The sequence below is a fragment of the Phyllobacterium sp. TAF24 genome, assembly GCF_052113785.1.
Lineage (GTDB): Bacteria > Pseudomonadota > Alphaproteobacteria > Rhizobiales > Rhizobiaceae > Phyllobacterium.
The window spans coordinates 48718-64502 of the sequence record NZ_JBFRDN010000022.1; the positions used below are offsets into that span (position 1 = coordinate 48718).

General features: G+C 53.6%; 10 protein-coding genes. 5 read left to right on the forward strand and 5 right to left on the reverse strand.

Annotated elements, in window-relative coordinates:
* Positions 1-62 precede the first annotated feature (62 nt).
* Positions 63-764 (reverse strand): hypothetical protein, encoded by a 702-nt coding sequence (locus AB4Y96_RS18310; protein ID WP_441918949.1) that lies wholly within the window; start codon positions 762-764, stop codon positions 63-65.
* 12 nt (positions 765-776) lie between these two features.
* Complete coding sequence (locus AB4Y96_RS18315; RefSeq protein WP_441918950.1) at positions 777-2156, reverse strand: OmpA family protein; 1380 nt, start codon at positions 2154-2156, stop codon at positions 777-779.
* 375 nt (positions 2157-2531) lie between these two features.
* On the opposite strand from AB4Y96_RS18315, the gene AB4Y96_RS18320 reads away from it, so the two are divergent.
* Positions 2532-4502 (forward strand): GTP-binding protein, encoded by a 1971-nt coding sequence (locus AB4Y96_RS18320; protein WP_441918952.1) that lies wholly within the window; start codon positions 2532-2534, stop codon positions 4500-4502.
* Positions 4503-4556: 54 nt separating this feature from the next.
* Here AB4Y96_RS18320 and AB4Y96_RS18325 read toward each other — a convergent pair whose 3' ends face one another.
* The gene (locus tag AB4Y96_RS18325) at positions 4557-5597 is read right to left on the reverse strand and encodes an NAD(P)-dependent alcohol dehydrogenase (RefSeq protein ID WP_441918954.1); all 1041 of its coding nucleotides are present in this window, start codon (positions 5595-5597) and stop codon (positions 4557-4559) included.
* Between the two features lie 394 nt (positions 5598-5991).
* On the opposite strand from AB4Y96_RS18325, the gene AB4Y96_RS18330 reads away from it, so the two are divergent.
* From AB4Y96_RS18330 to recQ, 3 genes are all read left to right on the forward strand, one after another.
* A complete protein-coding gene (locus AB4Y96_RS18330; protein WP_441918956.1) occupies positions 5992-6483 on the forward strand; it encodes an acyl-CoA thioesterase in 492 nt (163 codons plus the stop codon).
* A gap of 133 nt (positions 6484-6616) precedes the next feature.
* Entirely contained in the window at positions 6617-7273 is a 657-nt protein-coding gene (locus tag AB4Y96_RS18335; protein WP_441918957.1) for a DUF4166 domain-containing protein, read from the forward strand.
* A gap of 171 nt (positions 7274-7444) precedes the next feature.
* A complete protein-coding gene (recQ, locus tag AB4Y96_RS18340; protein WP_441918959.1) occupies positions 7445-9316 on the forward strand; it encodes a DNA helicase RecQ in 1872 nt (623 codons plus the stop codon).
* Positions 9317-9501: 185 nt separating this feature from the next.
* Here the strand turns inward: recQ and AB4Y96_RS18345 are convergent, their stop codons facing one another.
* Positions 9502-10428, reverse strand: coding sequence for an SEL1-like repeat protein (locus tag AB4Y96_RS18345; protein ID WP_441918960.1), 927 nt, complete (start codon positions 10426-10428; stop codon positions 9502-9504).
* Positions 10429-10615: 187 nt separating this feature from the next.
* On the opposite strand from AB4Y96_RS18345, the gene AB4Y96_RS18350 reads away from it, so the two are divergent.
* On the forward strand, positions 10616-11146 hold the full coding sequence (locus AB4Y96_RS18350; RefSeq protein WP_441918962.1) for a YcxB family protein: 531 nt from the start codon (positions 10616-10618) through the stop codon (positions 11144-11146).
* Positions 11147-11417: 271 nt separating this feature from the next.
* Here AB4Y96_RS18350 and AB4Y96_RS18355 read toward each other — a convergent pair whose 3' ends face one another.
* Positions 11418-15200, reverse strand: a complete 3783-nt coding sequence (locus AB4Y96_RS18355; RefSeq protein WP_441918963.1) for a vitamin B12-dependent ribonucleotide reductase — start codon at positions 15198-15200, stop codon at positions 11418-11420.
* Between the last annotated feature and the right edge of the window lie 585 nt (positions 15201-15785).

Genomic DNA, 15785 nt, shown 5'->3' on the forward strand with positions numbered 1-15785 from the left:
CTTTGKGTTTCAAAGCGTGGGCAAGGCAAGGTGGTTTGGACATGATGTCAGCATGGAACTGATCACTGCGATGTCGGTACATCCCCATCATCAACCCTGCGGGAAAACTCGGTTTCGAGGCCCTTTGCGAGCTGGGCCGCCTGACCAATCCAATCTTCACGCTCTATCCTTCCGGGAAAGGCGAGATAGCTTCCAACCCATTCCGCGTTGGCGCCCGTCCATTCGGCGATCTGGCGGAACGTCCAGATGCCCAATTCATTGAGCTTTATCTCATTGGTATGGCCGATGCCGGAGATACGTTTCAGATTGTCCGGCGTCGCACTTTTTTCTATTGAGGCCGGACGTTGTCCCGGATGGCCATCATTGGCAGCCAAAGCAACTGCTGGCGCGGCCACGACCGGTGCTGACACTGTCAAAGGTGTAGGTGCTGGTGCAGCCGGAGCAAGCGAAGAGGGCCGTTCCTGCGGTTTCAGTTCGGCGGCACGGAAGCTTGCCAGCCAACTGCCGAGGAAGCAGCCTACGATATAACTGCCAAGCAACAACAGGGCAGTTTCGAGATAATGGCCTGCAAGGCCAGGCAGCCATTTCAATACTGCTACCACAAGACCGACGATGAACAGCAGGCAGAGTAATTTGAACCAGCCCGGCCAAGAATCCGGCCACCAGCCACTGGCAGATCGCAGGAAGGTCACGAAGCCGACCACGCCGCCGAAAAGCAATGCGATCAACATCCATGGCCAATAGGTGGAAAGTAGATAGGTCATTGCCGCTACCTCCTATTTAACAGAAAATTCAATCCGGCGATTGAGCGCCTTGCCTTCATCAGTGTCGTTTGATGCAATTGGACGTGAAGAACCCAGCCCGACAGCCACCAGACGCTCGGGTGACACGCCTGCATTGGTCAGATAGGCGACCACCGCCTTGGCGCGTTGTTCTGACAGGGCAAGGTTCGCTGTTTCATCACCACTGGAATCCGTATGACCGGAAATCTCGATAGAACTGTTCGCGCAACGGCCAATGGTTGCCACTATCAGATCAAGCAAGCCGGATGATGCGGGCGTTATCTGTGCTTTGCCAGTCTCGAAATTGATCTTGGATTTGGTGAGCATAGTATTGAGCGTCGATTGGCAATTCGTGGCATCTATTGCTGGTGCAGCCGGGCTGACGGCAATCTGCGCTGGCTCGAATTTAAAACCGTCAGGCACTGCAGTGGTAAAGGCGTTCTGCACACTGGCGACGGCCTGATCGTACAGAGCATCGCCGGTAAGCTTTGCATTGGTGTTCGAGAGTGAGAATGTGCCTTTTGCCAGCCGGGAGAGGGCGTTCAACCCGGCTATCGCCGCATTGCCAAAACCGCTCGGTGCGCCCGCAGCAGCCGTTAGCTGATCGACAATCTCCTCACCGAAGAACAGGCTTTTGGCGGCATCGAGTATCTTGCCGTGCGTATCATCATCCGGATATTTGCCCGTGAGCGTCAGTTTCCCCGCGTCTTTCGAAGCGTCAAAGGCGTAGGAAGGCGGCGCTGCTATGTCTGCCTTTGCGAGCTTAATGCCTTGGGGCGGGGTTTTAAGCGCAGCCGTGATGCCGTCATAGGCGGCCTGTGTTGCGGCACTGCCTGAAACCGTGAGGTCGGCACCTGAGATTGCGACGCTCCCTTTTGCCAACTTGGCGAGTTGATCCAATCCGAACAGCGCGCCAGTCTCGTAACTGACGGGTGCGCCGCTGGCATAGGACATCGCGTCCTTGATTTCAGCACCCGTGAACGCTGCTTTGGCAGCCGAAACGATTTTTTCCCGCGCCTGAGGGTTTGGTACGCTTCCGGTCAAATTGACGGTCGAACCATCGCGGGTTACGCCCCAATTGAAGGGGTTTGCCAGCGCGGGTTGTTTCGTATCATTCAAAACTTTGCGTACACCCCAAACGGCGCCAACGGTGTTGGTGACCTTGGCGGAGTCCTCTGGAGAGAAGATGGTGCCTGACGTGGTGATATCGCGCCCGGCCACTGAGATTGCCGGACTGTCAACGGTCGTGCCCAGTGCTGCGGCTGACCTGTTGTTGAGATCGGAGCTAACAAACTTATTGGTGAAAACGGTGGCGACAATCCATAAGACTATCAGGGGGAGTAGTCCCCACCACCACTTCGACGGCTGACTCATCGCTTTTCCCTCCGATGAATAACCTTAAGTTGCACCGGGAGGGTATATCGTTATGTCGGCACTTTCTAGTGACGCAATTTGTACAGAAAGTTCCGGATTGATCCATAAATGCCCGCCCAAATGAAGATGCCACGAATTTTTCGGGTTCAAACTATCGAACAGGAATGCCGGGAGTGGCTTCGATTAATGTCGTGGTTTCAGCCATGAGCTATCCATCCTTGACATATCTTTCGCGAAGTTTGTAGGGTTCTGCTCATGCTCCGGACTCGATGGAGTGTCTTCGCAATAGTCATTGTCATCCGTGCATAGAGGTTCCAATGCCCCGATTCACTTCTCAAGAAAATCACAAACGAAATTCTGAGAAGTTGAGGATTCATGCGCACTTTGAATCTGGGCATTCTGGCCCATGTGGATGCAGGCAAGACCAGCCTTACTGAACGACTGCTTTTTAATGCCGGTGTGATCGACAAGCTTGGCAGCGTCGATAGCGGTAACACGCAGACCGATAATCTTGAGCTTGAACGGCAACGCGGTATTACGATCCGGGCTGCGGTCGTGTCTTTTACTATTGGCGATACGGTGGTTAATCTCATCGATACGCCCGGTCATCCTGATTTTATTGCCGAGGTTGAGCGTATCCTTGGATTGCTCGATGCGGCGGTGGTCGTTGTTTCGGCGGTCGAGGGCGTGCAAGCGCAGACGCGTGTATTGGTACGGGCGCTGCAACGCCTTGCAGTTCCGTTCGTGTTCTTCATCAACAAGGTTGATCGCGTCGGTGCGCAATATGACCGGGTACTGGAGGCCATCGCCAACCAGTTGCCAGTCCGGCCTATCGCTATGTCTGGTGTCATCGATCCCGGCAGCAAGCGCGCGCAGATCGAGGCGCTTGATCTGCGAAATGGACCATTCTTCAAAGTCCTGTGCGAGACGCTGGCGGAGAATGACGACGCGTTGTTGGCCGATTATGTTCTGGCTCCCGAACGCCTGATCGCCGAAAGACTTGAATATGCCTTCGCTAATCAGATCGCCAAGGGATGGGTGCACCCCGTATTCGGGGGAGCGGCAACCACAGGCATTGGCATTTCCGCCCTGATGGCCGCCATCGCGGCGATGCTGCCCGCGCGCCTTCCTGATCCTGACGGTCCGATCGAGGGGAAAATCTTCAAGATCGAACGCGGTTGGGGCGGCGAAAAGCTTTCTTATATGTCGCTAAATTCAGGCACCATCCAGACCCGGCAATATCTGAATTTACCCAAAGGGCAGGCTAGAGTGACCGGTATCCAGCTTTTCGAGGCCGGACGGGTTCATGCAGCTACGAGCTTCAAAGCGGGACAAATTGCCCGTGTGAGCGGGCTCAGTGATGCGCAGATCGGTGATGTGGTGGGCGTCGACCTTGCTTCAAGCAGACGTGCTGATTTTGCGCCGCCCACTCTGGAAACCCGTGTTCTGGCCAGACATCCATCTGATAATGGCGCACTCTGGCTGGCGCTCAACCAATTGGCCGAACAAGATCCATTGATCAACTTGCGCAGGAACGAAGAGGCCAATCAGGTCTTTGTGTCGCTCTATGGTGAAGTGCAAAAAGAGGTCATCCAATCGACCTTGCTGAGTGATTTCGGTCTTGATGCCATGTTTGAGGAGACCACGGTCATCTGTGTCGAAAGGCTTATTGGAACCGGCACTGGAATCGAGGTCATATTCAAGGAGCCCAATCCGTTTATTGCGACGGTTGGGCTGCGCATCGAACCGCGGCCGGAAGGGTCGGGCAACAGCTTCGCGCTGGAAGTCGACATAGGTCAGATGCCCGCGAGTTTTTATCGGGCGGTCGAGGAAACCGTGTTCACAACATTGAAGCAGGGCTTGTTTGGCTGGCAGGTGATTGATTGTCATGTGGCAATGATCGCGGCCCGGCATAGTTCCCCGGTTAGTACGGCTGCCGATTTCCGCCAGTTGACGCCATTGGTGCTGGCAACCGCGCTGTTGGAGGCACAGACTGTCATTTGCGAGCCGATCAACCGATTTTGCCTCGATGCTCCTGCGGCGGCTTTAAGTGGCCTGCTCACCCTGCTGGCAAAGGCTGGGGCTGTCACGAAAGATTCCCTGATTTCCGGTGGTATGGCCCGGCTTGAAGGCACAATAGCGTCGGCGATAATCCAAAACGTTCAACTGCAATTGCCGGGACTGACGAGTGGCGCAGGCGCTATGGAATGTGAGTTTGATCACTATGCGCCAATAATGGGTCCAAAGCGTTTACGCCTGCGTTCGGGTGCCGATCCGTTCAATCGCACCGAGTATCTGCTGCGCGTGCGCCGGAATATGCCGGTAAGCAATCCGGCAGGCGAATAGCAGCGCGTAGACAGAAGGGAGGGGCAAAACTGCCCCTCCCAGTGTTCTGTGATATTACAAAGTAGCCATGTCGATGACAAAGCGATAACGCACGTCACTCTTCAGGACACGTTCGTATGCTTCATTGATGTCCTTGATATCGATGGTCTCGATTTCAGCAACAATGTTATGTTTGCCGCAGAAATCCAGCATCTCCTGCGTTTCTTTGATCGAACCAATGCCAGAGCCGGCAAGGCTCTTGCGACCGGCAATGACGGAGAACGCATTTACCGGAACCGGGTGCTCCGGCGCTCCCACCAGGACCATGGTGCCATCAATCTTGAGCAAGCCGAGATAGGCGTTCCAGTCAATCGCGACGCCTGCGGTGCAAATGATGACATCGAATGCGCCAGCGAGAGTCTTGAAGGTTTCAGGATCGCTTGATGCATAATAATGCGTGGCACCAAGCTTCAATCCCTCATCCTTTTTTGACAGGGTTTGGCTGATCACAGTGATCTCGGCCCCCATGGCGTGGCCGAGTTTGACGCCCATATGGCCAAGTCCGCCCATACCAACGATTGCGATCTTTTTACCGGGTCCGGCCTTCCAGTGGCGGAGCGGCGAATAGAGCGTGATGCCAGCGCAAAGAAGCGGAGCGGCTGCATCGAGCGGCAAATTATCAGGAATGGAAAGAACATAGCCTTCCTTGACGACAATGGAATCCGAATAGCCGCCATGGGTGGRTGTGACGCCGTCGGCTTCGACGTCGTTGTAAGTCTGCACGATACCGGGCATGTATTGCTCCAGATCGGCATCACGCGCGGCGCATTTTGTGCAGGAGTTGACGAAACAGCCAACGCCGACGCGATCGCCGGTCTTGAATTTCGTTACCTTTGAACCGACGGCGGTAACAATGCCCGCTACCTCATGGCCTGGCACCATGGGAAACTTCGAGCCGCCCCATTCATCGCGTGCCTGATGGATATCGGAGTGGCATACGCCACAATATTTTACCGAAATGACGACGTCATCGTCATTGGGCTCCCGCCGTTCGAAAATAAACGGTGTAAGTGGTTGGGATGCGTCTGTCGCCGCATAGCCTTTAGCAAGAGCCATGGTGAATTCCTTTTGAGATGAAGAGATAGTTGGAACCTGCCACTCATGGACCCGGTCGGGGTCAGAGCCATAGAGCAATCCTGCGAGCTTGTTGCATAATCCTACGAATGGATAGAATGCGTAGGGTTGGGCCGAAGAAATCCGTGTTCGGTAATAATTGCTGCCCGATATCAGCCAGCACACTCGCGAAAGGCGAGATGCGATGGAAAGCTTGCCAGAATGGCGAGGGTGCCGCCAAAGGCAGCGCCCGAAGACACACCCACCTGCTTCGGCAAGAGGCTGAAGACTTTACAATCGCATCCAGTGAAATGTTGGTGTAGGGAATCTCCACGACTACCGAGGGGATTTTTGGTAGCTGATATCAACTCAGTGTTGAAATTTAGGGGCTACCGGAATGGATGATGGTATCGACAGAAGCCGTATTGAAATGGTGGTCTTGATGACCCCCGATATGGCCAATTTCAGTGGTAAGGTTCATGGCGGTGCATTGCTTAATCTGCTTGATCGCGTCGCTTTTTCTTGCGCCTCGCGTTACTCAAAGCAATATGCGGTAACCTTGTCCGTCGATCGGGTGGTGTTCCGTCAGCCCATCCAGGTTGGCGAATTGGTGACCTTCCGCGCCTCGATCAATTATGCGGGCCGAACGTCCATGGAAGTTGGCATCCGGGTTGAGGCCGAAGATATCCGTTCCGGCGAGCGACGTCACACGAACTCATGTTATTTCACCATGGTGGCCGTTGACGCGGATGGGCGGCCCACCGAGGTGCCGCCATTTCATCCAACAACTGAAATCGGGCAACAACGCCTGCGCGCTGCCGAAGTACGGCGTACCCTACGGCGTGAGTTTGAAACGCGATTCCGTGCAGCGGGCTCCGAAACTACTTAATGCATGCGATAATAACGCGTGATATCGAGGGGATGACCGTGGGAGCACTTTTGCAGGTGGGACTGATCCATCGCAGATTGGGCAAGTTACTGCTCTAACTCATCAAGGGATCACGCATGTATCGGGAGTGGAATTGAAGAACGGCAAGGTTCAACGCGGCGGCGACGCAGAAAATCACCTGCCGGTATTTCAGACAGTGCTGGGCGATGCCTGGCATGATCTGGGCGATATCGTCAAACGGCATTATTCGTTGCAGCCGTACAGCAATGACTACATTTGCGTTAGCGGAACAATGCAGGAGGTGCAGCATAGCGCCATCGGAAAGCTGTTGATCCCGTTTGGTTGGATATTCGGTGCGCTGGTGCCTTATCGGGGTACCGATGTTCCTATCGATGTCCATTATAATTCTCACTTGGACAATAATTCGATCTATTGGGACAGAGTGTTTCAGTTTCCCGGGCATCGCCCTTTCCATTTCAGGTCACATATGGAGCAGATTGGCGGCAATCGTGTGATTGAGTTCGTGCGCTTCGGCGTGGGCCTGCGTCTGCGGGTGACGGCGGAGGAGGGTGCCTTGGTGTTTCGTGACGAGGGCTATATCTGGCGGCTCTTCGGTGTTGATATCCCGGTTCCCGTCGGACTGTTGTTTGGCCGCGCCTATGTGGAGGAACGACCCGTGGATGCACAGAACTTCAGCATGAAAATGACCCTCCGCCATCCTCTGCTCGGTGAACTCTTCCGCTATAGCGGCCGATTCGTGATCAAACCGGATATCTCCCGAAATTCCTGATCGTTTTCTCTTGGCTATTTATAAAATTGGGCAGGGAGGGTGAACTTTAGTCGTATTGACAATTCCGGGAGTAATATTCGTATTTGTCGGGTGGCTTTCCCTGTCTAATATCCTTGCCGGAATCTCTCGACTGAGCCATCTTGCAAATCATCCAATCCAACCGGATAGACAATGGTAAATTCCACGGTAGCACTATCTTCCGTCAACGGCCTGTTTGAAAATTCCGCCAGAGACCAACCCAATCCGCTTGTTATGTTGAAGTCGGTGTTTGGGTATGATTCATTCCGCGGGAAACAGGAACTGGTTATCTCCCACGTGGTTTCGGGCGGCGATGCACTGGTGCTCTTTCCAACCGGCGAAGGAAAGTCCTTCTGCTACCAGATACCGGCGCTGTGCAGACAGGGTGTTGGTGTTGTCATTTGTCCGCTGATTGCCCTGATGCGCGATCAGGTTGAAGCGTTGAAACTGGCTGGTGTTAAGGCTGCTTCCATCAATTCATCCATGTCACCCCAGGAAATTCAGTCGATCGGGCAAATGCTGCGTCAGGGCGAGTTGAAAGTCCTTTACGTGACGCCGGAGCGCGTGGCGACGGAAGGCTTTCAGCGATTGATGCAGGACGTCGAGGTCGCGCTGTTTGCCATTGATGAGTGCCACTGTGTTTCACAGTGGGGGCATGATTTCCGGCCGGAATATCTCGCGCTGGGAAAGCTCGCCTCGCTTTTTCCGGGTGTTCCGCGTATCGCCCTGACAGCGACCGCAGACGAACATACCCGGCAGGACATCATCAAACGATTGGCGATGGAAAAGGCAAAGATATTCATCACCAGCTTTGACCGTCCCAACATAAGTTATGCGATTGAGGAGCGTGACAGCGCCAATCAACAGCTGTTGGATTTCGTATCAAAGTTTAAGGGGGAGAGCGGAATTGTCTATTGCCTGTCGCGGCGTAAAGTCGATGAGACAACCATCTATCTGAACAGCAAGGGCATCAATGCCTATGGATATCACGCAGGAATGAGCCGCGAGATGCGTGATAATCATCAGGATCTGTTTCTCAAAGAGGAATCTGTCTGTCTGGTGGCCACTGTTGCCTTCGGTATGGGGATCGATAAACCTGACGTTCGCTACGTTGCGCACATGGATCTACCCTCCTCGATAGAGGCGTACTATCAGGAAACAGGAAGAGCCGGCCGAGACGGTAATCCCGCATCCGCATGGATGATCTATGGCATGTCCGACGTAACACAGCGCCGGAGGATGATCGATGAAAGCGATGCGGCTGATGATATCAAGCGTATGGAGCGCATAAAACTCAACGGTTTGCTCGCCATATGTGAAACTGTTGAGTGCCGCAGGCAACTCATTCTGGATCATTTTGGCGAAACCCACGCTGAAAAATGCGGGAATTGCGATACGTGCTGGAAACCTGTCACCACGTGGGACGGCACTGAAGATGCAATCAAAGCTCTTGCTGCTATCTACAGGACAGGACAGCAATTTGGCGCTGGTCATGTTGTCGATGTTCTGATGGGAAAAAGCACAGAAAAGACACGCAAACAGGGGCACGATGACATTCCTGTTTTTGGTCAAGGGAAAACCCTCTCATCGCGTGCCTGGCATTCCGTTCTTCGACAATTGCTGGTTTCCGGCTTCATCAAAGTGGATAACGAGGCTTTTGGCGCGCTGAAGCTTGAGGATGAGGCAAGGACGGTTTTCCGGAAGGAGCGGACCGTTTACTTCCGCAAAGACCTGTCGAAGGACAAGAGCGCCCGACGTGTGACAGGTTCGGCTGCGACTGCGGGTCTTGATGATATCAGCAGATCAATATTCGAGGCATTAAAAAGAGAGCGGTACGATATCGCCAAGCAATCAAAAGTGCCTCCTTACGTGGTGTTTCACGATAGCACGCTGCTGAAAATGGCTTCGGATCAGCCAATATCGCTTGATGACATGGCCAAAATTTCCGGTATCGGCAAGAGCAAGCTCGAAAAATATGGCGAACGTTTCTTAGGCGTGATCAAGACTTCGCTTTCTCACCAATAGATTGCTGCTGTTTCACGCCAAATGACGCACAAACAGTCGCAAATAAAGCTGTCCAATTGATCAGAGTGAACTGAATACCGCTCCACTGAACACAAGCCAGACGGCATTGTCTGCAAACGCATTGTTCGTTCTCCAGTTAGCCCTATTCAATTTGAGCATTTAGCCCAACGAGATTAAACGCGTATTCAAGTTCGTGACAGCATCCCATTATCTTGCATGAAGTCCAAAGCGCGCTGTGCTTCCCCATCGCCGTTCTTGGCCGCCTTCTGATACCATTCTGCAGCGCGGCTAAAACTCTGTTTGGCTCCAACGCCATTATAATACATTGTACCCAGAAGCCGCTGCGCCTCGGCGTATTCTTGCGCTGCAGCCAGTTCAAACCATTTTCTGGCAGTGGAAGGATCCTTGGGAACCCCGCGTCCTAACAAGTAGATATAACCTAGCATGTTCTGCGCATACGCCGTGCCTTGATCGGCGGCCTGCTGGAACCATTTGAGCGCTATCTGATCATCTTGAGGAACCCCGTCACCGTCCTGATAGAGTTTCCCAAGATTGCACTGAGATTCTGGTTTTCCTTGCTTGGCAGCCTTTTCGTACCAGAATGCAGCTGTGGCCACATTCTTTTCGACGCCACGACCTTCATAATACATGAATCCAAGATTGTGCTGAGCGTCAATTTGGCCAGAATCTGCAGCTTTGCTGTACCATTCAAAGGCTGCAGTATCACTCTGTGTGACCCCGTCCCCGGTATAATACATAACTCCTAATGAGGCTTGGGCTGCGGAATGGTTTTGTCTTGCAGCTTTCGTATACAAATCGACTGCTTTTGCTTTGTTCTTTTCGACACCGAACCCGTTGGCATACAAATATCCAAGCCCAAATTGAGCGGGTGCGATGTTTTGCTGAGCAAGCGGCGTGAGAAGCTTCAGTGCGGTTGGGTAATCTTTTGCAATGAGGGCCTTGGCACCACGCTCCAGTTGTCCTGGCAGCAACATCCAGGCAATCACTACGGCAATAGATGCGACCAGCGCGAAAGCCGCCAACAATTTTACTGGCCGAAGGCTTCTGCGTTTAACCTCATACTCACCTGCGTGTTTGATCGAATTCTCCAAAGCGCACCCCTCACATGAACACGATTATATCAAATTGCCCGTGATTACTGCACCATTCTTGGAAGCGCGATAGACCACTGCCTGGTCGCCGGACATGTATGCGTATTTGCTCGCTTCCTGGGCATTCATCGGGGCGTGGGGGATTGCTGCGTAGCCAGACGACATAACGCAGGTTATTCTGCCTCGCATGGCCTCAGAACCCCAATTCGGCAAGGTGCTTGCTACCACCACATTCCATGTCACGTCGGCTGATGTTACCGCGACCTATCGATCCTATGTTCTTTGGTCTGCCAGCAAGCCATCAACCTGGCTCTTGGTTGCCGCCGTCATTGCTCTAATCACCCTTGGTGATATTATCTGGACTGGCACATACGGCTATTTGACACTCGTGCCTGGGACCGCAATTTTTGTGTGGGTGCTGATCTATTATGTCGGGCTCTATTTCGCCATGCCATTGCTGGCCAGAAGCAGTATTGCCAAGCAGAAAAATCTGAAACAGGAATGGCGGGTGGATATTACCGAAAATGGTTTGCGGGCTGTAACCCCGACACAGGACCTTTTTGTGTCGTGGACCGATTTCGTCGGCTGGAGCCAGAACAGTCAAACCTTAATCATCTACCAGAATGATCGGTTGATGCGATACATGCCGCTGCGCGCTTTAACACCCGAAATGCTGACGATTATAAGGAGCAAACTTCATTCAGTTCCGCGGCGGTGAGCGCATGCAGATGCTGTTGCCTCCGGCGATGGCTTCCAATAGCTTTTTCAGTTGGATAGCACTTTTGCGTTAATGTCCCGACAGATCATATCGGGGACTGGCTGAAGCATCAGGCGATTTTCGCATTCTCTGCATGCCACGTCGGACCAAAATGCAAAGTTCTTTGTTGATCTTGGGTCTCCCCGAAGTGGGGAGACCCAGTTTATGAGGCAATCTTTGGCTATATGTGGCCAAACTTATGCGTTTGTCCGCACCAACAAGGGAGACCGTCTTAACTGCAACCGCTCGTGCTTCCGCATGTGTCGCACTTCAGGCAGGTGCCGTTGCGCACCATGGTGAAGTTTGAGCATTCGGAGCAGCTGTCGCCGGTGTAGCCCTGCATCATTGATTTGATGCGGCGGTCGGACATGACCTTCTTGGCTTCAGCTTTGGCTTCTTCCGCAGCGGATTCCGCGTTCAGATCATCGAAGAGGGCAGAGGCCGCGTGGGCGTCTTCCTCGGCATGATCCTTGGCGCGTTCCTCATATTCGCGCTTGAAGCCTGAAGCTTCTTCCTGTGCCTGGGCAATAACAGGCTTGGTTGCAACTGCCACGGAAGAGCGGGTTGCAAGAGCGGTTACATTGGAAGCCATGGCTTTAGGGGCGGCTGATGCTCCAAATCCCTTGGGATCCGGTGCACCGGGGCTGACCATTTTCAGGATGGCGCCGCGAGTCAGGCCCTTGGAAACCGGTTCAGTTTTTCCCTCGGAAATACCACGGCCTAGCGAGGTATTGGAGAAGTCGGACTGGTCGACATGGGCAAGGTCGTGGCGGTCGAGATAGGAGACAGCCAGTTCCCGGAATACGTAGTCGAGGATTGACGTGGCGTTCTTGATCGCGTCATTGCCCTGAACCATGCCTGCCGGTTCGAACTTGGTGAAGGTGAACGCCTCCACATATTCTTCCAGCGGCACGCCATATTGCAGGCCAAGCGAGATGGCGATGGCAAAGTTGTTCATCATTGCACGGAAAGCAGCGCCTTCCTTGTGCATATCAATGAAGATTTCGCCGAGACGACCATCATCGAATTCACCGGTGCGCAGATAGACCTTGTGGCCACCGACAACTGCCTTCTGGGTGTAACCCTTGCGGCGGTTCGGCAATTTCTCGCGGTCGTGAATGTATTTTTCCACGATGCGCTCGACGATCTTTTCAGTGACCTGAACGGCACGGGCGGCAGCCGGGGCTTCGATCAGCGCCTCGATTGCATCATCCTCATCATCGTCCGCATCTGATAGCAGCGAGGAGTTCAGCGGCTGCGACAGTTTTGAACCATCGCGGTAAAGTGCGTTGGCCTTCAGTGCCAGCTTCCATGACAGCATGTAGGCCGACTTGCAGTCATCAACCGTTGCTTCATTGGCCATGTTGATGGTCTTGGAGATCGCGCCTGAAATGAAGGGCTGCGCAGCGGCCATCATGCGGATGTGGCTGTCAACCGAGAGATAACGCTTGCCGATCTTGCCACAAGGATTGGCGCAATCGAACACCGGATAATGCTCTTCTTTCAGGAAAGGCGCGCCTTCCAGCGTCATCGCACCGCAAATGTGGATGTTGGCAGCTTCGATTTCCTTCTTGGAGAAGCCGAGAGCCGGCAGCATTTCGAAGGAGAAATCATTGAGCTGTTCATTGGTGAAGCCAAGGACGTTCTTGGCGAAGTCTTCGCCAACGGTCCACTTGTTAACCGCAAACTTGATGTCGAAGGCCGACTTCAGCGCCGTGTTGAGCGTTGCGATAATCTCATCGGTAAAGCCCTTGGCTTTCAACGAGCCGGGGTTGATTGCGGGAGCCTGATTGAGATTGCCGTGACCGACGGCATAAGCCTCGATTTCGGCGATCTGGCTTTCCGAATAGCCGAGTGTGCGCAGAGCTTCCGGCACAGCACGGTTGATGATCTTGAAGTAACCGCCACCGGCAAGCTTCTTGAACTTGACCAGCGCAAAATCAGGCTCGATGCCCGTGGTATCGCAATCCATGACAAGGCCGATCGTGCCCGTTGGCGCGATAACGGTGGCCTGTGCATTGCGGTAGCCGTGCTTTTCGCCAAGCTCAAGAGCCTTGTCCCAGGCGGAACGGGCATGAGTGATCAGATCCTGATCCGGGCAATCGGAAGCAATCAGTGCAACCGGGTTAACGGCGAGGCCTTCATAACCCTGTGTTTCGCCATGGGCAGCACGGCGATGGTTGCGAATGACACGCAGCATATTGGCAGCATTCGGGGCATAACCGGAGAAAGCACCCAGCTCCTTGGCCATTTCAGCTGAGGTTGCATAGGAGATGCCGGTCATAACGGCGGTGAGGGCACCGCCAATGGCGCGGCCTTCAGCACTGTCATAGGGAATGCCTGATGTCATCAGCAAACCGCCAATATTGGCATAGCCGAGACCGAGCGTGCGGTATTCGTAGGAAAGCTTGGCAATTTCCTTGGAGGGGAACTGCGCCATCATCACGGAGATTTCGAGAACAATGGTCCACAGGCGGGCCGTGTGCTCATAACCGGTGATGTCGAACTTGCCGTCCTTACCACGGTAGGTGAGAAGGTTAATCGATGCGAGGTTACAGGCCGTGTCATCGAGGAACATATATTCCGAGCACGGATTGGACGCGCGGATCGGGCCAGCGGCAGGGCAGGTGTGCCAGTCGTTCATCGTGGTGTTGAAGTGCAGGCCCGGATCAGCCGACGCCCATGCGGCATAGCCGATCTTTTCCCAGAGGTCGCGGGCTTTCAGAGTCTTCATGACCTTGCCGTCCTTGCGGGCGGTCAGGCTCCAGTCGCCATCATTTTCCACAGCGCGCAGGAATTCATCCTTAAGCGAGACTGAGTTGTTGGAGTTCTGACCGGCTACTGTGAGATAGGCTTCTGAATCCCAGTCCGTGTCGTAGGTCTTGAAATCGATATCCGTGTAGCCCTGCTTGGCGAACTGGATAACCCGGTAAATGTAGTTTTCCGGAACCTGATTCTTCTTGGCAGCCTTGATCTCGCGCTTCAGCGCCGGGTTCCTGGCGGGCTCATAGCAATCGCCATTATCGGCTTCGCAGTTGACGCAAGCCTTCATTATGGCAGCCAGATGCTGCTTGACGATCTTGGAACCGGTAACGAGAGCGGCAACCTTCTGCTCTTCCTTCACCTTCCAGTCGATATATTCTTCGATATCCGGATGGTCGACATCAACAACCACCATCTTGGCGGCGCGGCGGGTCGTGCCGCCTGACTTGATGGCACCTGCGGCGCGATCACCGATTTTCAGGAAGGACATCAGACCGGAGGAGCGTCCGCCGCCGGAAAGCTTTTCGCCTTCGCCGCGCAGGAACGAGAAGTTGGAGCCAGTGCCGGAGCCGTATTTGAACAGACGGGCTTCACGCACCCAAAGGTCCATGATGCCACCTTCATTGACCAGATCGTCAGCGACGGACTGGATGAAGCAGGCGTGCGGCTGAGGATGTTCGTAGGATGACTTGGATTTCGTCAGCTTGCCGGTATCAGGGTCAACATAGTAGTGGCCCTGACCGGGACCATCGATACCGTAAGCCCAATGCAGGCCGGTGTTGAACCATTGCGGCGAATTGGGCGCAACGCGCTGGGTGGCGAGCATATAGGCAAGCTCATCGCGGAAGGCGAGGGCGTCTTTTTCCGAATCGAAATATTTGCCCTTCCAGCCCCAATAGGTCCAGGTACCGGCAAGACGATCAAAAACTTGGCGCGCATCCATTTCCGAGCCATAACGCTCGTCAACTGGCAGCGCTGCCAAAGCTTCCTCATCGGCAACCGAACGCCACAGCCATGAAGGGATGGAGTTTTCCTCAACCTTCTTCAGCTTGGCCGGTACGCCCGCCTTACGGAAATATTTCTGCGCAAGAATATCGGCGGCGACCTGACTGAACTGGGCCGGCACATCAATGTTCTCCAGACGGAATACAACAGAGCCGTCAGGATTTTTGATCTCGCTCGTCGCTACGCGGAAATCGATCTCCGCATAGGCTGATTGATTCTCTTTGGTAAAACGCCGTTCGATCCGCATCTGTTTCGTCCTTGTCTCTATATATAGTGTTCATCAGGCGCTATGTGAAGAGTTCAGCGCACCAGAAACACAATCCCGCTCCATCCGGATTCAGCTGCTGAATCCGGTTCTGTCGCCGTGGCCCGTCATCGTAGCGGTTTCCCGCTTCCGTTTCAGGCCCGGCGGCCCATTATTTGACGCCTGTTTTGTGACTCGCCCCAATTGAGAGTGTCACATTATCTGGTGTTAAGAGTATCTGTAAACACTAAATATAGTGTTAAAATACCATTTACCCAACAAATATTTCCCTGTGCACGATGATATTTCCCATATTGCAAACACAGGTCATCATTGGCATGCGCCATAGGACGCAAGCTGCGAAAAACACTGCATAAACTGGGAAAAAGACCGGTCACATTACTCCCCGGTCACGCCACAAACGCAACGACTGTCCTATAAAAAGTGACTCGGGGGTCATCGTCAAGAATTAGTTTTTTACATAATTGTGACCGCAACATCTTGTGTGTCACATATGTGGATAACGGGGAGAACTTTCGCTGTTTTTTCAAAGCCGACTGAGGATGGACAAAAGCTGATTAAAAAAAG